The 20,311-nt window shown below is 62.8% G+C and carries 17 protein-coding genes; 6 read left to right on the top strand and 11 right to left on the bottom strand.

All coding sequences use genetic code 11. From position 1 onward, the window contains the following. Positions 1–8 precede the first annotated feature (8 nt). Positions 9–452 (bottom strand): PTS sugar transporter subunit IIA, encoded by a 444-nt coding sequence (locus tag J2S71_RS06765; protein ID WP_307390037.1) that lies wholly within the window; start codon positions 450–452, stop codon positions 9–11. 38 nt (positions 453–490) lie between these two features. After that, entirely contained in the window at positions 491–1,924 is a 1,434-nt protein-coding gene (gene gnd, locus J2S71_RS06760) for an NADP-dependent phosphogluconate dehydrogenase (protein WP_307390034.1), read from the bottom strand. Between the two features lie 224 nt (positions 1,925–2,148). Between gnd and J2S71_RS06755 the strand changes: the two genes are divergently transcribed. Next, positions 2,149–3,048, top strand: coding sequence for a MurR/RpiR family transcriptional regulator (locus J2S71_RS06755; RefSeq protein ID WP_307390031.1), 900 nt, complete (start codon positions 2,149–2,151; stop codon positions 3,046–3,048). Here the strand turns inward: J2S71_RS06755 and J2S71_RS06750 are convergent. The 3 genes from J2S71_RS06750 to J2S71_RS06740 form a co-directional block, all read right to left on the bottom strand. Next, complete coding sequence (locus J2S71_RS06750) at positions 3,045–4,505, bottom strand: citrate synthase (protein WP_307390028.1); 1,461 nt, start codon at positions 4,503–4,505, stop codon at positions 3,045–3,047. The genes J2S71_RS06755 and J2S71_RS06750 overlap by 4 nt on opposite strands. An 87-nt stretch (positions 4,506–4,592) precedes the next feature. Next, entirely contained in the window at positions 4,593–4,889 is a 297-nt protein-coding gene (locus tag J2S71_RS06745) for an ACT domain-containing protein (RefSeq protein ID WP_307390025.1), read from the bottom strand. 159 nt (positions 4,890–5,048) lie between these two features. Beyond that, positions 5,049–7,031 (bottom strand): subtype A tannase, encoded by a 1,983-nt coding sequence (locus tag J2S71_RS06740; RefSeq protein WP_307390022.1) that lies wholly within the window; start codon positions 7,029–7,031, stop codon positions 5,049–5,051. A 130-nt stretch (positions 7,032–7,161) separates the two neighbouring features. Between J2S71_RS06740 and J2S71_RS06735 the strand changes: the two genes are divergently transcribed. Beyond that, positions 7,162–7,515 (top strand): acylphosphatase, encoded by a 354-nt coding sequence (locus tag J2S71_RS06735; protein ID WP_307390020.1) that lies wholly within the window; start codon positions 7,162–7,164, stop codon positions 7,513–7,515. 18 nt (positions 7,516–7,533) lie between these two features. On the opposite strand, the gene J2S71_RS06730 is transcribed toward J2S71_RS06735, so the two are convergent. Together J2S71_RS06730 and J2S71_RS06725 are read right to left on the bottom strand one after the other, a co-directional pair. Then, positions 7,534–8,856, bottom strand: coding sequence for an ATP-binding cassette domain-containing protein (locus J2S71_RS06730; protein ID WP_307390017.1), 1,323 nt, complete (start codon positions 8,854–8,856; stop codon positions 7,534–7,536). A 304-nt stretch (positions 8,857–9,160) separates the two neighbouring features. Next, positions 9,161–9,946 (bottom strand): hypothetical protein, encoded by a 786-nt coding sequence (locus tag J2S71_RS06725; RefSeq protein WP_307390015.1) that lies wholly within the window; start codon positions 9,944–9,946, stop codon positions 9,161–9,163. A gap of 135 nt (positions 9,947–10,081) precedes the next feature. Between J2S71_RS06725 and feoB the strand changes: the two genes are divergently transcribed. Further along, the gene (gene feoB, locus J2S71_RS06720) at positions 10,082–12,460 is read left to right on the top strand and encodes a ferrous iron transport protein B (protein ID WP_307390013.1); all 2,379 of its coding nucleotides are present in this window, start codon (positions 10,082–10,084) and stop codon (positions 12,458–12,460) included. Between the two features lie 262 nt (positions 12,461–12,722). Beyond that, positions 12,723–13,232 carry a thiol peroxidase gene (gene tpx, locus J2S71_RS06715; protein WP_307390011.1) on the top strand — a complete coding sequence of 170 codons (510 nt, stop codon included), beginning with the start codon at positions 12,723–12,725 and terminating at the stop codon, positions 13,230–13,232. A gap of 72 nt (positions 13,233–13,304) precedes the next feature. Here the strand turns inward: tpx and J2S71_RS06710 are convergent, their stop codons facing one another. Genes J2S71_RS06710 through J2S71_RS06700 form a run of 3 tightly spaced genes read right to left on the bottom strand, consistent with a single transcriptional unit; the run spans position 13,305 to position 15,987 of the window. Continuing rightward, positions 13,305–14,432, bottom strand: a complete 1,128-nt coding sequence (locus J2S71_RS06710) for an ATP-binding protein (RefSeq protein ID WP_307390009.1) — start codon at positions 14,430–14,432, stop codon at positions 13,305–13,307. Positions 14,433–14,473: 41 nt separating this feature from the next. Further along, positions 14,474–14,860: a hypothetical protein gene (locus J2S71_RS06705; protein WP_307390007.1), complete on the bottom strand. Its 387-nt coding sequence runs from the start codon at positions 14,858–14,860 to the stop codon at positions 14,474–14,476. Beyond that, a complete protein-coding gene (locus J2S71_RS06700; protein WP_307390005.1) occupies positions 14,857–15,987 on the bottom strand; it encodes an XRE family transcriptional regulator in 1,131 nt (376 codons plus the stop codon). Before J2S71_RS06700 ends, J2S71_RS06705 begins: the two co-directional genes overlap by 4 nt. Before the next feature lie 120 nt (positions 15,988–16,107). Between J2S71_RS06700 and J2S71_RS06695 the strand changes: the two genes are divergently transcribed. Both J2S71_RS06695 and J2S71_RS06690 read left to right on the top strand, forming a co-directional pair. Beyond that, on the top strand, positions 16,108–17,862 hold the full coding sequence (locus J2S71_RS06695) for an IS1634 family transposase (protein ID WP_307390003.1): 1,755 nt from the start codon (positions 16,108–16,110) through the stop codon (positions 17,860–17,862). Between the two features lie 131 nt (positions 17,863–17,993). Continuing rightward, positions 17,994–18,530: a nitroreductase family protein gene (locus J2S71_RS06690; RefSeq protein ID WP_021725623.1), complete on the top strand. Its 537-nt coding sequence runs from the start codon at positions 17,994–17,996 to the stop codon at positions 18,528–18,530. A 273-nt stretch (positions 18,531–18,803) separates the two neighbouring features. On the opposite strand, the gene J2S71_RS06685 is transcribed toward J2S71_RS06690, so the two are convergent. Next, positions 18,804–20,117 (bottom strand): helix-turn-helix domain-containing protein, encoded by a 1,314-nt coding sequence (locus tag J2S71_RS06685; protein ID WP_307389999.1) that lies wholly within the window; start codon positions 20,115–20,117, stop codon positions 18,804–18,806. Between the last annotated feature and the right edge of the window lie 194 nt (positions 20,118–20,311).

The following is a 20,311-nucleotide window of genomic DNA, read 5'->3' as shown; positions in this document are numbered from 1 at the left end:
CCTCCTCCCTAATACTTTGAAATCAAATTCATAACATATTCAATATCCTTAGAATTTCTTATCTGACTCACCGCTTCATCGTCAGCAAGGAGGTTTACAAGGCGCTGCAGGAGTTCGATATGTGACTCCGAATCCAATGCACACAGGCAGGTCACGAGCCACACGGGGTCATTTTCCGGATTGCCAAAGCTAACCGGATTTTTTAATGTCACCAGGCTGAGGGCAACTGCCTTGGCACCACTTTCGGGACGTGCGTGGGGAATCGCAATCCCAGGGGCGACAACCATGTACGGCCCTAATTCGGTAACAGCATCAATCATGGCAGCAACGAATGATTTCTCTGCCTTTCCATTTGCAACAAGGAGGTCTCCACCGACCTGTATTGCCTGACGACAATCCTGGGCATCAACATTCAGGGCGATACACTCTTTATTCAACCAGTTCTCAAGCATCTGTCTGCTCCCATTTTTCTCGACGAAGGTTGCTCTGTTCAGTCCAGCTCTTCCCACTTATGGTGGAAGGAGAGATCGTGAGGCTGGTCGTCACGGTGATAGGCGTGAGCCCCGAACCAGTCCCGCTGTGCCTGACAAAGATTGGCGGAGAGGAACTCACACGTATAGCCATCGAAATACATGAGGGAGTTGGCAAGGGTCGGAGCATAGACGCCAGCTTCTATTGCCTTGACTACCACGCGACGCCACCCAGGCACGGACATCTTAATCTCGTCACGGAACTCATCGGTGAGCATGAGGTTCTGAACCTTACCGTCACTTTGATCGTATGCCGCCTTGATACGGCCGAGGAACTTCGCGCGGATGATGCAGCCCTCGCGCCAGAGCAGGGCGATGTCTCCAAGTTTGAGGTTCCAGCCATGCTCGTGGGATGCCCTGTTCAAGAGTTGGAACCCCTGCGCGTAGGACATAATCTTGCTCGCGTATACAGCTTGCTCAAGATCTACGAGCAGTGCCCCCCTGTCCTCGACACTCACGACGGGCTTGTCAGTGAATACCTTGGAGGCAATGACGCGCTCGTCCTTCACGGCCGATAGGTTACGTGCGAAAACAGCCTCTGCCATGGTAGGAATGGCCAGGTGCATCTCGAGGCCCTCAATTGCCGTCCACATGCCCGTACCCTTCTGGGCCGCTTCGTCCAAGATGTGGTCGATGAGGTCATCGCCCGTATCAGGGTCCTTCTCGCGAAGAATTTTGTAGGTTATCTCTATCAGGAAGGAGTCCAGGCGGCCGTTGTTCCAGCTCTCAAAGATGTCCGCCATCTCGGCGTTGCTCATGCCAAGCACGTTCTTCATGATGAAGTATGCTTCGTCGATGATCTGGATATCACCGTACTCGATACCATTATGCACCATCTTGACATACTGGCCGGAGCCCTCCGGGCCGATGTAGTCGCAACAGGGGCTGCCGTCATCGGTATGGGCCGAGATGTCGGTCAGCAGCTTACTGAGGTAGTTGTCATAAAGCTCTTTGTCGCCACTGGGCATGATGGACGGTCCGACGAGGGCGCCCTTCTCGCCTCCAGACACGCCCATACCGAAGAAGCTGATTCCCTTCTTGGCATAGTCCGCCATACGACGGCTCGTGTCCTTGTAATAGGAGTTGCCGGCATCGATAACGATGTCACCCTCGCTGAGAAAGGGAAGAAGGCTGTCGACAACTGCGTCGACCACAGGTCCTGCCTTGACCATGAGGATAACCTTGCGGGGAGCCTCAAGCGAGTCAACGAAGTCCTTGAGCTCGTATACGGCGGTGACTTTATCCTTCTGTGTCTTGACGCGACTCTCCATGAAGTCCTTGGTAGCCTCGCCGTGACGGTTGTAAACCGAGACAGTATAGCCATGGTTAGCTATGTTGAGCGCCAAGCTCTGTCCCATGACCCCCATGCCGATTACGCCGACATAACTGCCCATAGCACTCCCCTTTCAAGAGACTTCTCTGGACAACGCAATACACAGGAACTCTTAAAGCTCGTCTTATTCTAGACTATTTTTTTCTAATTTGTAGCTTTAATGTCGAAATTTTTTGTTTCAATTTGCGGTATTGGTCTTTCTGACAATAACCAGCCAATCATTTAATAACCAGCCGATCATTTCTATAATTGGCTTTAGTAAAAACAACGTTTTTTTGAGATTGGATGAGCACGATGAGTGCAGCCCCGGCAGTGCTTCTCAAAATCAAGTCTTCTTCGTCAGTTTTCACACCGAAGGAGCAGAAAATCGCCCGGTTTATCCTTGACAACCCGGTCGAAGCCTCTCGCATGACGATCAGCGAGATGGCCTCGAAGCTTCGACTCGCAGAATCAACCATCTTCAAGTTCGCCAAGCGATTGGACTACCAGGGGTTCAGAGACTTTCGCGACGACTTACTCGCCGACGCTTACGATCCGCAGACGTCCGTTCACGAGAACATATGCCCGGATGACGATATCTCGACCATAACTCAACACGTGTTCCAGTCGAGCATCAAATCTCTCGAGGACACGCTGCGCCTTCAGGATCCCAAGGCGATGTCGAACGCCATTGATATCCTCCTGGCGTCTACGAGGGTGTCGTTCCATGGCTGCGGAGAGTCAAATGCGGTCGCTTACGATGCCTACCAGAAGTTTCTCCGCTCCCCCCTTCGTTCGCAGTTCGCCCAGGACTATCATCTGCAGCTCATGCAGGCATCCGTCATGGGGCCAGATGACTGTGCCATCATCATCAGCCATACAGGACTCACCAGAGAGATGATTCATCTCTCTGCCATCGCAAAGGGCGCCGGCGCGCACACAATTGTAATCACCAGCTATCCCTCGAGCAAGCTCCTAGACAATGCGGATGTGGCCCTCGTCTCCATCTCGGACGAGACAGGCTATCGCTCTGAGTCGCTCTCAAGCCGCATTTCCCAGCTTGCTCTGGTCGACACGCTCTACACCGCAGTGATGTTCAGGTTGCCCCAGGTGTCCGAGACTCTGCACAAGATGCGTCAGGCGATCGCAACAACGAAAGCAGACTACTCGGAACAGCTTGATCCCCTGCAGGGGGGATGCATCTAGCGCTCCTCGATGGGAACGTAGGGGCGGTCATCCATATAGGTGCTGTACGCGGGACGGATGATGCGTGCCGGTCCATAGAGTTCCTCCATGCGGTGAGCCGCCCAGCCCGCGGAGCGCGCGAGTGCAAAGAGCGGCGTGTAGAGATCCTCCGGAATCCCCAGCATGGAGTATACGAAGCCCGTATACATGTCGATGTTGGTGGAGATGGGCTTGGTGATGTGACGCACACCGCGCATGACCTTCGGCCCCAGGCGCTCTACGCGTTCGATGAGCTCGAGCTTGTCCAGCTGACCCTTCTTCTCGGCAAGCTCATGGGCATAGGCCTTCACGATCTCGGCGCGTGGGTCGGTCACGGTATAGACGGCATGGCCCAAGCCATAGATGAGGCCCGAGTGGTCGAAGGCCTCGCCCCTGAGGATGCGCGCGAGATACCCCGCCACCTCGTCGTCACTCGTCCAGTCGCGCACGTTGCCGGCGATGTCATTTATCATGGCACCGGCCTTGGCGTTGGCACCACCGTGCCGAGGCCCCTTGAGCGATCCCAGGGCCGCCGCATAGGTGCTGTAGGCATCGGTTCCCGAGGACGAGAGCACGCGGCATGAGAACGTGGAGTTGTTGCCACCACCATGCTCCGCATGCAGCATGAGCATGACGTCGAGCAGCATGGCCTCCTCGCGCGAGAAGCCCTCGTCGGCATGGATGACATCCAGGATCGTCTCGGCCATGGTGTAGCCCTCGCGTGCGGGCGGGATGCGCAGGCGCGTGCCCTCCTGCTCGGCGACATAGGCCTGATGCGCAATGGATGCGGCACGCGGCCAGCGACCCAGGAGGGAGAGTGCCACGTCGATCTCGTGTGTGGGAGCCGTGTCGTCCGGGTCGCGATCGAAGGCGTAGAGCAAAAGCGTCGCGCGCTGCAGGACGTTCATGATGGAATGGCTGTAGGTGGTGCGCGGGAAGATGTCCAGATAGCCCTCGGGCAGCTGGCGACGGACACCGATGCGCGCGCGGAAGTCATCCATCTGCGGCCGTGTGGGGAGCGAGCCGGAAAGCAGCAGGTAAGCAACCTCCTCATAGCCAAAGCGACCCGCATCGTGCGTGCCTCGTACCAGGTCGTCAATCGTATAGCCGCGGTATCTCAGCTGTCCCTCATCCGGGACGACCCTGCCGTCCACCCTGGTGTAGCCATGGACGTCCGAGATGGTGGTGAGGCCCACCAGCACGCCCGAACCATCCGCATTGCGCAGGCCGCGCTTGACGTTGCGCTCCTCATAGAGCTGGTCGGGCACGCGATCCATGTTCTGCATGCCCTCGTAGAGCTGATCGGACTCGGGCGGGCGACCCAACCCCTCCGACGGCATGGGATAGGCGTCGGCAATGTGCGTGAGCGCAGACGTGTCCTTGCGCGTGAGAAACAGCTTGCGCTGCCTACGGCCTTCCACGGCTCTGCCAATGCTCATGAGACTACCTCCCGTGCCGCTCTTGATCCTCTGTGGACATCGCCCCTCCTCACACGCATGCCTACCCGCCGCGCCCGCGCCATGGGCCTACAGGCGGTACATGAAGTTGAACACCTCTTCGCGCTGCATGGAGATCTGCACGCCCAGCTCACCCACGAGCTGATCGAGCTCCTGCTGGATGGTCAGGAAGTCTTCGGTATGATCGCCCAGATCGGCGAGCATGGTCATAGTGAAGATGCCCTGCAGGATGGTCTGCGAGATATCGAGGATGTTCACGTCATGCCGTGCAAGCACGCCGGCCACCGCGGCCACGATGCCAGAGCGGTCGCTGCCCAAGACGGTGATGATGATACGAGACTTCGAGGTATCGGTGCTATCTGCCATGAGTGCTCCTTCGGGTACGCACACGGGACGAGATCGCTCAGTGGGATGTTCATTGTATTCGAGCAAGGGCCTGGGCTGCCCCGTGCGCCCAGAGGTTCTTCGTGCGGAAACAGGACACCCGCATCCCACGTGGAACGACCGGCAGCCCTGACATGCAGGCTACGAGGCAGAACCGTCACTATCCTCATCGGATGGGTCAGCCGACTCATCAGCGCCGGCATTCTCCACCTGCGGGCAGCATGAGAGAATCCACGCGACAAGGTTGTCCTGGGCGTCGCCGCTGCGCTCCGCAAGCTCGAAGCCGCAACCCCACACCGGCTGATAGGCCACGCTCTGGACGCCATCATACTGCTTGAGGGCGAGGGCAAGGTTGAGCTCACCGCAGATGGCGGCATTGGTCTGGGCGAGGCCCGAGTTGATGCGCCAATAGGGTGCGACGGCAGCCTTGCCATAGCCGTCGTAATGGCCGCTCAGGGTGTAGAGCGGGTTCATGGCGCTCACACGATCCGCCATGCTTGCCTCTTCGGCGTCGATCTTCTGGAGGTCAGCCTCCCAAGCATCGGGCAGAGCCTTGTCAAAGCCCACGATCTTTGCGTACTCGTCCTGATGGTCCTTGAGGAGATCGGACACCGTCTGGTCAAAGTGGAGGGTGGACTCCTCGCCAATGCCGAAGAGCTGATTGATGCTGGAGCTGAGGTCGATCATGTCGAACGCACACACCGAGCGCGACGCCGGACGGCAGTGCGTGACGAAGTCCCACAGGCTGGAGATGCGCGCCGCACCCCTGCCCGAACTGTAGGTGATCCAGCGGTTACCGCTGTTGAGGGAGTTGAGGTAGCTGTCGATGGAATCGTAGACCGTCGAGTTCACGGATGAGACACCATTCTGCTCCTGCGGTTGCGACGAGGAGGAGCCCTCACCCTGCTGGGAGCCCTGGTTCGAGGACGTCGTGCCCTCCTCGGTGGTGGCGGCATCCGCCGCCTCGGCGCTGTCGGCCACGAGGTTGGGATCGCCCGGAAAGCAGGGGTCACCCAGCTGGCTGGGCGTGTAGGTGTACGGAAAGCTCGTGCTGTTGAAGAAGTCGCTTGCCGCGTTGGTGATGACGCTGAGCACGTACTCGTAGTAGCTGCCATCAAGGTAGGTTCCATCGTTCACGGCGTTGAGCGTCAGCGCCTCTCCCCCATCGCCCCGCAGGTCCATGGTGTTGACGTAGTCGCCATAGGCAGCGGCAAGATGTGTGGAGAGCAGCTTGGTCCAGGTTCCGTCCGCGCGCGTGTCCGTGGAGGCAAATTGGCCCATCATCCATTCGTAGGCAGCATCCTGCGTGTCAAACGAGGTGAGGGGGCACCAGGTGGCGGATCCATAGACTCTGTCGGAGAGGGTATTGCCCTCGGCATCGTGCGTGGCCGCGCCGATGGCCGTAAGATACTTGGCATAGAGGTCACTGTCGCCCAGGGCGCCCAACGCCGCGCTGGCGCCACCGCCCATGCCATAGCCAAACGAGATGATGCGATCGGGGTTGAAGGGCAGTTTGCCAGCGTTATAGCGTAGGTAGCGCACGGCGGCCTTGAGATCAACGACCGGCCAGGGGGCGCCGCCCGGGTACATCTCCTTAGAGCCGCTCTCGATGCCGGCAGAACGGCCGCGGAAGCCGGCGTACACGTAGACCATGCCCGCGGAAAGGTAGCGCTCCAGCCCCGCGTAGCCGTAGGCCTCGGGACACGCCTGGGCGGAGAGGCGCACGGAGTTGATGGGCATCACGGCCGGTGCGGAGGCGGGGTTGAGCGAGCCGACCACGCCATCCTTCTTGGGCGTGCACTTGTAGGCGTCACCGGACTTCTCGGCATCGAAGTAGGCGCCCGGCACGAAGATGGCAAGCGACTCGTACTTCTCGCTCGCAGGTTTGAGGCAGTACTTGAGGCCCAGCTGGTAGTAGCAGTCGTTGTCCGTATCGTACTGCCATGAGGAGTCGTTGAGCTCGAGGTCCTTGAACTCGCTGGGGTCAACCTGCTGTTCGCTGCTGTCCGTCGAGGTATCGGCGGGCTGCTGGTCGTCCTGCTGCTGAGGCGTGCAGGCGGCAAGGCCGAGCGCCCCAAGGGCAACGCCTGTGGCGGCAAGAAAGCTTCTCCTGGTTGTGCTCATCCATCCTCCCGACACGACGCGAACCGATGGGCAAGAACGCTCACGTCCCACGCCCTCAAGGACTTAGGCTAGGTGATATTGTACGCTTAGGAGTGTTGCGTGCGAACAATAGAGGCGAATGGGGGCCGCCATGTTTGGCCTGGGCCGCAAGAAGTCCACAACCACAAAGGCCAAGAGGGAGTCACGCCCGCTGGAGCCGGGAACGAGGCGTCTCAGGATGCGCTTCCGCGGCGAGGTGCAGGGCGTGGGATTCCGCTGGACGTCGCAGCTTGTCGCGGATCGCGTGGGCTGCACCGGCTGGGTGCGCAACGAGGACGATGGCAGCGTCTCCATGGAGCTCCAGGGGACGGACGATCAGATCAGCGCCTGGTTTGGTGGGCTGTCTGGGTCGTATGCACGCTTCCCCATCAACTATCGCATAGACGAGAAGGAGGACATCGAGCCCGTGGAAGGCGAGAGCGGGTTTGCGGTCCGGTACCGGTAGGGCAATGAGGCGCGGCGATCAGGCTACCCTGTCCGCGGGAGTGAGGCCACCATTGCTCATCTCGAGCACCTCGTCGTAGCGTGCGGCATGCTTCGAGTCCAGGTGATGCGTCACGGCTATGAGCGTCACCCCATCGAGTGACAGCAGGGTGTCCTCAACGCGCGCAGCGGTCTCGCCATCCAAAGCCGACGTCGCCTCATCCACAAGGAGCGTCGTCTTGCCGTAGAGGAGAGCCCGGGCGATGACCACGCGTTGGCACTCTCCACCTGAGAAGCGTGCGCCCCCCTCATGAACTGGCGTGTCAAGCCCATCGGGTAGCGACGCCACGACGCCATCCAAGCCAGCAAGGTGCACGGCGTCCCTCACCTGCTCGTCGGCGAATGGCTCTCCAAGGGTTATGTTCTCACGCAGCGTGTCATCGAACAGAAAGACATGCTGATGAACCCAGGCGGCATCAGGGACGAGGTATGGGTCACCATCCACAAGGACCCTACCCAAGCTAGGGTGCAGGCGTCCTCCGAGGAGTTCCAACATGGTGGACTTCCCACAGCCACTCGCACCGGTGATGGCGAACTTCCTGCTGGCATCGAAGCGCTGCGAACAGTCGTGCAGCAGCTTGGGCATGCCAGCAGACCCGTCCAGGGCATCGTTTGTACTGCCATACGAGAAGCTCACATCGTCAAGCTCGATGGAGTGCCTCACCTCGTATATCGCGCCCATCCGCCCAACTTCCGATGCCCTCTTCGACTCATTCGACGCGTCAGGGAGAGGATAGGTCGACTTGAGCTTGGCAACTTTGCCTGAGAGCTCCGTCGCTGGTGATATGACGCTGCCCGAGAGCTGGGTGACGGCTATGATGCTGCCAATAGACATATATCCCCACACCGCACCCATGCCCGTCATGCCCATGAACGCAAACTGCATGATGACGCCCACGGCACTCGAGACGCTTCCGATGCACGCCGTCATCATTCCCAGGACGGCCTTTCGTCCCTGATACTGCCCAATAGCCCTGCTCATCTTGTCAAGCATGCCCTTCTCGACGTGAAACGACCGTATGACCTCAGCGCCCTGCGCGGCATCGCGCACGCGTCCGTTGTAGGTTGCGGCATCGCTGACGATCCGACGCTGTTGGTCGGACAAACGGCTGCCGAACAGATGTGGGACGAGCGTCGGCAGGGCCATGCCAACGAGGGAGACGAGAGCGACAAGGGGGTTAATCAGAACGAGCAGCACGCATCCTATGATTATTTTGAAGGCGGACTCTAAGATATCGAGCACACAGAAGCATATGAGTCTGTCGAGGCTGATGTATCGCCTGATGAGATGCGTTCCACGCATGGCAATGTGATCCTTATGTCTTGAGGGGTGCAGGCATGTGACAAGCGGACCGCCGACAGAGGGAGGACCCCGGTCGGCGGCCATACTGCTGAAAGCTAGAGGACGACGGTAATAACCACATCCCCGTTGCCCCGCCTCATCAGATGCCCCGACTGCTTCGCCATGAAAATCGCCTCCCTGCGTTGATGTATGCATCATTGCAGGGAGGCGACCATGATGCCATATCGATGGATGTATGTCTGAACTTTCACGAAACGACACGTGGCATGGCTCGCACGTGTCGGCATCAACGCACGTGCCAGCATCAAAGTTCTACGCCCATGTTCTCCCGGACCCACTGCCGCACCGCCTCGGCATGGTCACACTGTCCCGTCAGATCCATAGAGGGAGCAACAACCCTGAGGACATGGGGTTCGTCCATCTGTCCTCTCCGATATGCGACACGTGCCCTCGCATGGAGGATGTTTGGCATGTATGTCAGGATGCCACTATCGATGGCCTCATCGTTGGCGCGGTCGAGGTAGCGGAGCGAATCCTCATAGCGTCCCTCGAACTCAAGGCTCAACGCAAGATTGAGCTCACAGCCTATCCTCTCGTCGACCCACTCCTGCGTCTTGTTGCTCTGGTTGTCCATCGACCTGACGAGCTCCTCACCCAAGCGTGACGCATCTGGGTAACGCCCCAGGTAGCACAGCGTCGGGGTCATGAGACCGATGCACGCGGCCTCGGTCAGCGACAAGAGCGTATGTCTGAAGTCGTTCAGACGGAGAGACGGCCTCGTCAGGCTGACGGACTGTTCAAGCAGGCGTAGCGCCTCGTCCAAACGCTCGCCGCGCGGAGTAACGAGCGCACGGGCACTCGTCATGAGGTAGGGCTGTCGATACGTTGGTCTCTCACGGGACGATTCGTCCACGGTGTCCAGCAGTCTGTGCGCCTCGCCCAGATCGCCCCGACGCAACGCTGCGCCGGCGCATTCGATGACCTCTGCAAACTCGTTGTCGCGCTCGGTCGTGTAGTAGACGTCACAGAGCTGATAGGTGTTGGTTCCCAGACGAGAGAGCATGCCATCGAGCACGGGCTTCGTGGGCATCTGCCTCCCGTTCTCGACGCGCGAGACGGTAACGGGCGAATGACCGCAGCACACGGGGCAATGCGCCGTGGGATCCGTCTTCGTCAGCGGTACGTCGCATCCTCTATCATGAACTCTTGTCAGGGAGGATCACACATGGCGCACGGCATGACGCTCAGGCAGCTTGAGATAGGCGACACGGCTCGCATCACGAGGGTGGGCGGCACAGGTGCCCTGCGCCAGCACTTCCTCGACATGGGCCTCATACCCGGCGCCACCGTCACCCTGGAGAAGTATGCGCCCATGGGTGACCCCATGGAGCTGCGCATCCACGACTACCAGCTCACCCTGCGCGTGGACGATGCGGCACGGATCGACGTGGAGCCCGTGCGCCCAGGTGAGGGACGCGCCTCCCAGCCCATCTTCCCCACAGGCGTCGCGCATCCAGGCCTTGGCGAGAGGACCACGCCCTCCCACACCGACCCCCGCACGGCCGACCACAGCCACGCCCTGCCGGAGGGAGCCACGCTCACCTTTGCCCTCGCCGGCAACCAGAACAGCGGCAAGACCACCCTGTTCAACCAGCTGACGGGCGCCAACCAACATGTGGGCAACTTCCCCGGCGTGACGGTGGACCGCAAGGAGGGGGCCATCAGGGGGCACCCCGACACCAACGTCGTCGACCTGCCGGGCATCTACTCCCTCTCGCCCTACAGCCCCGAGGAGCTCGTCAGCCGACGCTTCATCCTCGACGAGCGACCCACGGGCATCATCGACATCGTGGACGCCACCAACATCGAGCGTAACCTCTACCTCACCATGCAGCTCATGGAGCTGGGGCTGCCGATGGTCCTTGCCCTCAACATGATGGACGAGGTGCAAAAGAACGGTGGCTCCGTGCACGTCAACGAGATGGAGGACCTCCTGGGCATCCCCGTGGTGCCCATCTCGGCCATCCGGGGCGAGGGCGTGGACGAGCTCGTGAGCCATGCCATCCACGTGGCGCGCTACCAGGAGCTCCCTGAGCGGCAGGACTTCTGCAGCCCCGAGGACCACGGTGGGTCCGTGCACCGCTGCCTGCACGCCATCATGCACCTCATCGAGGACCATGCCGCCCGGGCACACATCCCCATGCGCTTTGCCGCCTCCAAGCTCGTGGAGGGCGACCGGCGCGTCATCGATGCGCTCGGGCTCGACACGAACGAGCGCGAGGCCATGGAGCGCATCGTCGCGCAGATGGAGGCCGAGCGTGGGCTCGACCGTGCCGCTGCCATCGCCGACATGCGCTTCTCGTTCATACAGCGCATCGTGGACTCCTGCGTCGTCAAGCCCCGGGAGAGCCGCGAGCGGGAGCGGAGCCGCCGGGCGGACCGCTTCCTCACGGGCAGGTGGACGGCCCTCCCCGCCTTCGCGGGCATCATGGCGCTCGTCTTCTGGCTCACCTTCGCCGTGGTGGGGAGGTTCCTGGGTGACCTCGTCGACGCGGGGGTCACGTGGCTCACGGGCATCGTGGCCGCAGGACTTGTGGCGGCGGGGGCCAGCGACGTCGTGCGCTCGCTCGTGGTGGACGGCATCTTCAACGCCATCGGCACGGTGCTGCCCATCCTGCCCATCGTCGTGACGATGTTCCTCTTCCTGTCACTCCTGGAGGACACGGGCTACATGGCGCGCGTGGCCTTTGTGATGGACAAGCTGCTCCGCAGGATCGGCCTCTCGGGCCGCTCCATCGTACCCATGCTCGTGGGCTTCGGCTGCACCGTGCCGGCCGTCATGGCGGCGCGCACCCTGCCTTCGGAGCGCGACCGCAAGCTCACCATCTTCCTCACGCCGTTCATGAGCTGCTCCACCAAGCTCACCATCTATAGCTACTTCACGGCGGCATTCTTCCCCCAGAACGGCTGGCTCGTGATGTGCGGCCTGTACCTCCTGGGCATTGCGCTGGGCGTGCTGACGGGCCTCGTCACGCACAAGACGGTGGCCCGCGGCGAGGCGGTCCCCTTCGTGATGGAACTGCCCAACTACCGGCTGCCCAGCCCCAAGAGCGTGGTGAGGCTGCTGTGGATGAGGTCGAAGGACTTCCTCTCGCGCGCGTTCTCGGTGGTCCTCGTGGCGGCCGTGGTCATCTGGGCCCTGCAGACCTTCGACCCCTCCCTGCAGATGGTCAGCGACCCCAGCCAATCGATCCTCGCGCATCTCTCCCGGTGGATGGCCCCGGCCTTCTCGCCGCTCGGCTTTGGCGACTGGCGCATCGTCACGGCGCTGGTCGCAGGCTTTATGGCCAAGGAGGTCGTGGTCTCCTCGCTCTCCGTGCTGTTTGGGTCCGTCACCGAGCTGCTCGCCGTGCTGACGCCCCTCACCGCCTTTGCCCTTTTGGTCTTCTGCCTGCTCTACACGCCGTGCGTGGCGGCCATCGCCGCCATCCGACGCGAGTTGGGGGGCAGATGGGCGGCAGGCATCGTCGCCTTCCAGTGCGCGGTGGCGTGGCTCGTGGCCTGGCTGGTACGCCTGGTTGGCATGGCACTGGGGCTGGGATAGGGCTGGGTCGTTGGCGCCACCCCCTCGCCGGCCCTGCTGCTCCCCTCGATCGTGCACGGGTGCTGCTTCATTCCACCCCGCACGCGGACTCCGCCCCGCATGCGGACTCAAGTCGGCATGCGGGACAGGAATCGTCTGGAGACCGCGCACGATTGGGGATGGGGAGTGCGCATCGTCTGCGTTCCGTCATTTGTGGGCGTGTCCACCCCCTAAAAGTGCTACAACACAAGTATCGTATTTATGACCACAGAAAGGGGCTCTCATGGAAGAACGCACGGGCACCACGTTTGCCGGACAGGCCGTCACCCTTCTCGGACCCGAGGTCAAGGTGGGAGACAAGGCCCCCGACTTCACCTGCGTCAAGCCCGACCTCTCGTCCTTCTCCCTCAAGGAGGTCGAGGGCAAGGTCAAGCTCATCAGCGTCGTGCCGTCCATCGATACGGGCGTCTGCGAGCTGCAGACCGTCCGCTTCAACAAGGAGGCCTCCACGCTCAACGACACCGTCGTCATCACCATCAGCTGCGACCTGCCGTTTGCCCTGGATCGCTTCTGTGCCGCGAAGGGCATCGACAGCGCCATCGTCGTGTCCGACTACAACGGCCACTCCTTTGGCGAGGGCTACGGCTTCCTCATGAAGGAGTTCATGCTCGAGAACCGCGGCATCGTGGTCATCGACAGGGATGACGTGGTGCGCTATGTGGAGTACGTGACCGACAACGGCAACCACCCCGACTACGACCGGGCCCTCGCTGCCGCGCGCGAGCTGGCATAACCACGTGCGCTGGGGACCCCGCGGCATGCCCCGGGGTCCCCAGCGCAGTATCGTTATCGCTTTCACCCCGGTCTAGAAGAGCGGCACGCCATCGAGGAGGAAGTCCTTCACGGTGCAGGCTCCTGACGCCGAGCCACCAACGACGATACGTCGTGCGTCCGGATGCCTGGCGAGGAAGGTCCCCATGCCGCTTTGCCCGGATTCCGCACCAGACTTCACCTCCACGGCCGTGAGTGCCGAACCCTTTCGCAGGACGAAGTCAACCTCCTGAACACCCTCACGCCACCACATGACCTCGAAGCCCTCGTCCGCAGAGCGCGCGAGCAGGCGCGCACCCACCGAGGACTCGACGATTCGCCCACGTATGTCAGGCTCTCCCAGCAGCCTGTCCCTCCCCTTGGGAGAGACGGCAGAGATGAGGGAGGTGTCATAGACCATGAGTCTGGGCGAGCTCTTGCGGCGAGCCAGCTCCTTGTCGGAATACTTGTCCAGCCCACAAATCATTCCAGCCTTTGAGAGAAGGTCGAGATAATGGGCAAGCGTGACGGTGTTTCCCGCATCCTGCAGCTGGCCGAGCATCTTGGTGTACGAGAGCTCCTGCGCCGAATACGTCGCGCCCAGCCTGAACAGCGCACGCATGAGCGCGGGCTTGCGCACATCCTCGAGCGCGAGCACGTCTTGGGAGATGGTTGGCTCGATGATGGCGTCGCGCATATAGGAGCCCCATCGAAGGTCATCGCCCGCGAACCGTGCCGCCCCTGGATATCCGCCGTAATAGAGGTAATCGTCAAGCGTAAACCCGAATGCCTCGGTGCACTCCGCAAGGCTCCAGTGTGGCGAACGGATAAGCTCGTACCTTCCCATGAGCGAGTCCTCAAGCCCCTTATGGAGCAGGAGCGATGAGGATCCGCTTAGAATCACCTTAAGGGGACTCATCGTCCGCTGGTCGGCGTCATAGAGCGACTTGACAACCCGCGGCCAAGAGGGGATCTTCTGCACCTCATCCACGATCAGCACCATGGAGCTGGAGTCACGCATGGCCTCGTTGCGCGCCTGTTGCCATTCCGTCCGCAGCCACTGCTCAGAGGGAATGATGGCGTCATCGGCCGACACAAAGTGATTGCGGACGTCCGCCTTTCGCAATGCCTGGGCGATCATGGTGCTTTTGCCCGTCTGTCGTGAGCCAACCACAACCTGCATCAGTGGATTCTCTCGCTCATGCATCCTCGTAGCCATCGTGTCTACCTGAGCGCGCTCGTACATACTGCTCCTCCGCATGGTACTGAGTAATTTTGCTCATTGTACTGAGTAATTTTGCTCAGTACAATGAGCAAAATAGATACGTCTGCGGCCACGCCCTCGCCCATCGCGGAGAGGAGACGCACCAAGAGAACGGAGAGCGCCGACTGCGCGCCGCTCGCGAGCACGAGCAGGAGGGCGAGGGCGACGACGAGGGACACGTCGCCTGCGGCGAGGTCCCGGTCGATAAGCCGCTGGGTTATGAGCGCAGGCGAGACGGCGACGGCCGAGTATGCGACGAGCAGGGCGGCGGCTCCCACGAGCGCGCCCGCGCGGGCACGGACGAACGGGGCCATGAGGCGCAGCGCCACCGAGAGCGGGTCCCTCACCTCGCGCCTTGCCCGCCGTCCACGAGCGTGGCGGTAGAGGTGGCAAGCTCCCGAAAGCGCTCGTCGTCCGCAAGGCTGCCCCACGCGGGGTCGGCCACCGCGGCGACGACGGCTTCCCTCACGGCGCGGACGAGGTCGGACGCCTGGCCCTCCTTGTGCCCGGCCCACGCCTCCCCAAACCGCCCGGGGTTGGCGTCGGGGGCGATGCGGTCATAGAGCGGCGAGCTCTGGGACGAGAAGGGCACGGCGGGCGCGAGTTCCCGCGCGAGGTCGGCCGCATCCGCAAGCGCCTCGAGGGCGCCGTCCGTATCGCCCGCCCGCCAGAGCGTGCCTGCGAGCTCGAGGGCGACCGTCGCGCGGTAGCTCGGGTTAATCCCATCCAGGTCGAGCGTCCCGTGAAGCGCGCTCGCCGCCCGGGCGGCACGCCTGGCGTGCTCGGCGTCCTCCGCCATGCCGACCTCCTGCAGCAGGAGCGCCTCGACGAGCGAGGTCGAGCGCAGGCATTCCGCCTGCATGAGCTTCCAGGCGTCATCCTTGCGTCCCAGCCCCTTATAGGCCGTGACCAGGAGCATCGCCTGCGGTATCTCCTGCCGGGAGACCACAGGCTCCAAGAGCGCCACCGCCTCCGTATATGACCCCGACTGGACGAGTACCGCAGCCCTCATCTGGACTGCCTGCCGTGCTGCCACGGAATCGGAACCCTCGTCGATCACGTGGTCGAGAAGGTCGGCCGCCTCGGCCATCAACGCGCCGGAACCATCTTCGGCGGCCACGCGGGAGGTCTCGCTTCCCGCCTGCCCGAGGGGATCCAGCCCCACGGTCGCCCACTCAAAGAGCAGCGACGCCATCATGACCAGGAGCCGACCGTCCGCATAGTGATCACGGACGGTCGCGCGCAGGCAGCCGAGCGCGGCGGGCTGGTCGCGCATCGCCTCGGCGCGCAGCTCGGCATAGAGGGTCGCCAGCTCCTCCTCGGAGAGCACGGAGCGGTAATCGAACAGCTCGTCGAGCGTGAGCGAGAAGTAGGCCGGGCCGCTATGCGGGGTAGGAGCGCGACGTCGGGCATGCTCTGGCCGACCTCCCACCACGGTTTTGCAGTTTGACCCCACCCCCTGAGACTCGGACATAGCGACCTAGCTGGCCCCTCGGGGCATTTTCAATGCGATTTTGCACAATTGTTTTCTGCTACGTATTGCTACGTGTGGTATGCTGTCGGGGTGTATAACCGCAGGCGGGATGGGGTTTCGATGTACCTGAAGAGGACGCCGACGAAGGGCGGGAGGGTCAGCCTCTCGGCCGTGCAGGGCTACCGCGACGAGAGCGGCAGGAACAGGCAGAGGACCATAAGGACGTTCGGTTACGTCGACGAGTTCGCAAGGGAGTTCGACGACCCCGTCGCCCACTTCAGGGGGGTCGTGGCCGAGATGGACGCCGAGAGGCTCCGCGAGGAGGCGCCCGCGACCATCACGGTCCATCCGAGGGAGAGGGTCGACAAGAGGAAGTCGCGCGCGCTCCGCAGGCACGCCGGCGACGCGCTCGCCTGCTGGTGGCTGGACGCCCTCGGGGTGGAGACGGCGATACGCAACTCCATGAGGGGGCGCAAGGTGGGCTTCGACCTGAACGCCGCGCTCCGCCTCCTCGTCTGCGAGAGGCTCCTGGACCCGGGCTCCAAGCTCGCGGCCGTCTCCAACGCCGACAGGCACTTCTTCCGCTCCGAGCTCTCCGAGGCCGACGCCTACCGCGCGCTCACGGAGCTGGAGAGGGTCTCGGACAGGGTGGTGGGCGCCTGCAACAGGGCCATCGCGAGGAACACGGGGAGGGACGAGTCGCTCGTCTACTACGACGTCACCAACTACTTCTTCGAGTGCGACCCCGACGACGGGGAGGAGGGGCTGAGGAGGAAGGGCGTGTCGAAGGAGCACCGCCCCAACCCGATCGTGCAGATGGGGCTCCTCCAGGACGCGGACGGCGTGCCGATATCCTTCGACCTCTTCCCCGGCAACACCAACGACTGCCAGACGATGCTGCCGGTGCTCGAGGGGCGCAGGGAGAGGGGCATGGGCCGCGTCGTGGTCGTGGCCGACAGGGGCATGAACAGCTCCGCCAACATGGCGGGCGTCGTCGCCCAGGGCGACGGCTTCGTCTTCTCCCAGTCCATGTGCGGCACCAGGAGCGACGCGAGGCTGCGCGACTGGGCGCTCTCGGGGAGGGGCTACATCTCCTCCCCGGACGGCGAGTTCAGGACCAAGGGCTCCCAGAGGCACAGGCGCGTGCACCTCGGGGACGTCGACACGCTGGACGGCGAGGCCAGGGACGTGGACGTCGAGGTCAAGGTCGTGGCCATGTGGAGCCGCAAGTACGCAGAGCGCGCGAGGCACGAGAGGGAGGCCGTGCTCGAGAGGTCGAGGCAGCTCGTGGGGAGGCCGGGCGCCTACACCAGGGCCACCCACCACGGCGCCGCCCAGTACGTGCGCGGCGTCTCCTTCGACGCGAGGACCGGGGAGGTCGTCGAGGTCCCCGGGGTCAGGCCGGAGATCGACCGGGAGGCGGTCGACCGCGCCGCCGCCCTCGACGGCCACTGCCTCGTCGTCACGAGCGAGACGGACTGGGAGGACTCCCGCATACTCGACGCCTACCGCGAGCTCTGGAGGATCGAGGAGTCCTTCCGCGTCACCAAGACCGGCGGCCTCTCGTCGCGCCCCGTCTACGTCTGGACCAGGGAGCACATCAGGGCGCACTTCCTGACCTGCTACCTGGCGCTCCTGATCGTGAGACTCTCCCAGAGGGCGCTTCCCTCGCACCCCTCGGCGCAGGCGCTCCTCGACGACATGCGCGCCCTCGACTGCTCCTACGCCGACGACGGCTGGTGGCTCTTCGACCACAGGACCGACCTCACGGACGAGATCTTCGCGCTCGTCGGCGAGGAGGCCCCCAGGAGGTGGATGAGGACGCGCGACATCAAGGCCCTCTTCGCCAAGGGGAAGACAATCGGCTGGGGCTAGCGGGACGGACGGTGTGCCGCCGGAAAACATTCAATGCAAATGAGGCCGTTTGACCAGGTGGGGTTGGTCAAACGGCCTCTCGTTACTGCTAAAGTCGGGATACTACTACTGATCGATCGGTAGGAGACCGAATGGATCTCATTGACGCCATCCGTGCCAGAAGGAGCGTGAGAACCTTTGACGGCACGTCACTGGGCCCCGCGCTACTCGGGGAGCTCAGCGACTACGCTGGCTCCCTCGAGAACCCCTTCCACATTCCCATCGAGTTCCGCGTGCTGGACGCTGACGAGCACGGGCTGTCCAGCCCCGTCATCCTTGGCGCACGCACCTACGTCGCCGCAAAGGTCGTCAGGCAGCCACATGCGGAGGAGGCGTTTGGCTACGCCTTCGAGCGCCTCATCCTGCACGCCACCTCGCTGGGGCTGGGCACGGTATGGCTTGCGGGCACCATCGACCGGCCTGCCTTCGAGCGGGCGATGGAGGTTGGAGAAGACGAGGTCATGCCAGCCGTCAGCCCGATAGGCCACGCCGCCCCCAAACGCTCCGTGCGCGAGTCGGCCATGAGAAGGGCACTGCGGTCGGATGGCAGGATGGCCTTCGGGGAGCTGTTCTTCGAGAACGACTTCTCATCTCCCCTGCCAATGAATGAAGGTGGATTGAATTTGTAAGCGCAACACTGCAAGCCGAAGCGCAACGGTTGCAGCAAGTCCTGCAAAACGTGCCGGAAGCGTTGCAGCAAGGCGTGCGATTCGTCCTTCCGGAGCATCCTGGCCGCCGGATTGCACGCACTCCGGCCATGGAAGAATCGGCCCCCTCTCCACGATTGCATGACTGCGTGCAACGGAGGGGGCCGGACGTACATGCTGCTGCCGGCTCCGGCCGACGTATTCATATTGCCCGCTGCCGGCGGCTCCATGCCGCAGGCAGCCCATGCGGCCATGCTACCTCAGATATGCATGCGGGACGAGCGAGGGCCTGAGCACCACGCCCTCCGCAGGGATGCGCACGATCCCGAGCCTCGCGAGCGCTCCTTCCGGCAGGAGCGATCCCAGCTCGCCGAACGGGCAGCCGCCTATCGATGCGAGTGGGTACGAGTTGACATGGCTGCAGGCGAGCGCCACGTCCCTGTCGGTGAGCGCGTCCATGTCCACATGCCCCTTGGGGAATATCCGCCTCAGCTGCTCGTGGTTGCGCTCCGCCTCGGACTTCTGGTTGGACTCCTGCGGGTCGCACCAGAAGATGCGGCATCTCCTCTCCCCGGGCTCGAGGCAGCTGCGCTCCATGCCCTCCAGGTCGTCGAACTCCGTGCCCCTGTCGAGGAGCATGATGCCGAACGCGGCCCCGAAGGCCGCGCGGGACCCCAGGGCGCGCTCGATGCGGTCGAATGCCGCGACGGTGGCTGCAGGGTCCGCATGCCTCCTCCTCAGGTAGAGCTGGAAGTGCCTCGCCACGATATGCGGGGTGAGGATGTCGCGGGCGGCCCGCTGCCTGCCGCAGACGGAGTCTCCCTGCACGACCCTCGCCCTCTCCTCCAGGGGCAGCGCCATGAAGTCGGAGTACTCGTGGCCGGACCTGTCGATGCGCGGCTTCCCCTGATCCCTCCTCCTCCTCCTGGGCCTGAGCCTCGCCTTCCTGGGCAGCTCGACGTTGGAGATTTCCAGGATGCCGTCCGCCTGGCAGTTGCAGAGCGAGCGCAGGCAGACGCCGGGCCCGTCGCCCAGCTCGGTGCAGATCGCCTCGAAGCTCCATCCCTGCCTCACCAGCGGCGCAATCCTGGAGTTCAGCCGCTCGAGCCCGTCTGCGGTGAGGCCTATGCCCCTCCGGCTCGAGACGGGCCTCTCCTCGTGGGCGGCCTGCGCCTCCTCTGCGCGGTACCTGCTCTTGGGATAGCTGCACGTCTGCCGCTTCCTGCATCCTTCGGGGCGGACATAGGGCCATCTCTCCGTCACGGGGCACATCGGCGGCTCGAAGTCCGGGCAGTGCTCTATGCAGCTCCTCGTCCTGCAGTCCCTGCAGCGTACGGCCCGGCTGCTGCATCCATCGCATGCGGAGCCCACCCTCGTGCATTCCTTCCCCCGCGCGCAGCGCACCGACAGGTTCGCGCCCGGCGTGCGCCTCTTCTCCTTGAGGGTCCTGTTCGCCTTCACCTCCCTCGTCACGGTAGAGGGGCTCGTGCCGGCCCCCCTGGCTATCTTCCGTGCGGAATCGCCTCTCCCCATGCCTTCCTCTATGATCACCCTGCTATCCTTGTCCATGTGCTTCCTCCTGCCGTCTCTCATCGCTGTCTCCCTTCCGGCGGGAGCCAGCAGCAGCAAAAGGGATGCTAGGGGAAGGCGGGGGCAGGATGGATGCGGAGCCCGTCCTGCCCCCAATCTCGTCTGCCGTCCCTGCACGACTTGATGCAACAGGATTGCTTTTCGAAATTCAATTCACCGCGAGATGTTGCATA

Source organism: Olsenella profusa DSM 13989, from assembly GCF_030811115.1.
Classification (GTDB): Bacteria; Actinomycetota; Coriobacteriia; order Coriobacteriales; family Atopobiaceae; genus Olsenella_F; species Olsenella_F profusa.
This window is presented reverse-complemented; position numbering and strand designations above follow the sequence as displayed.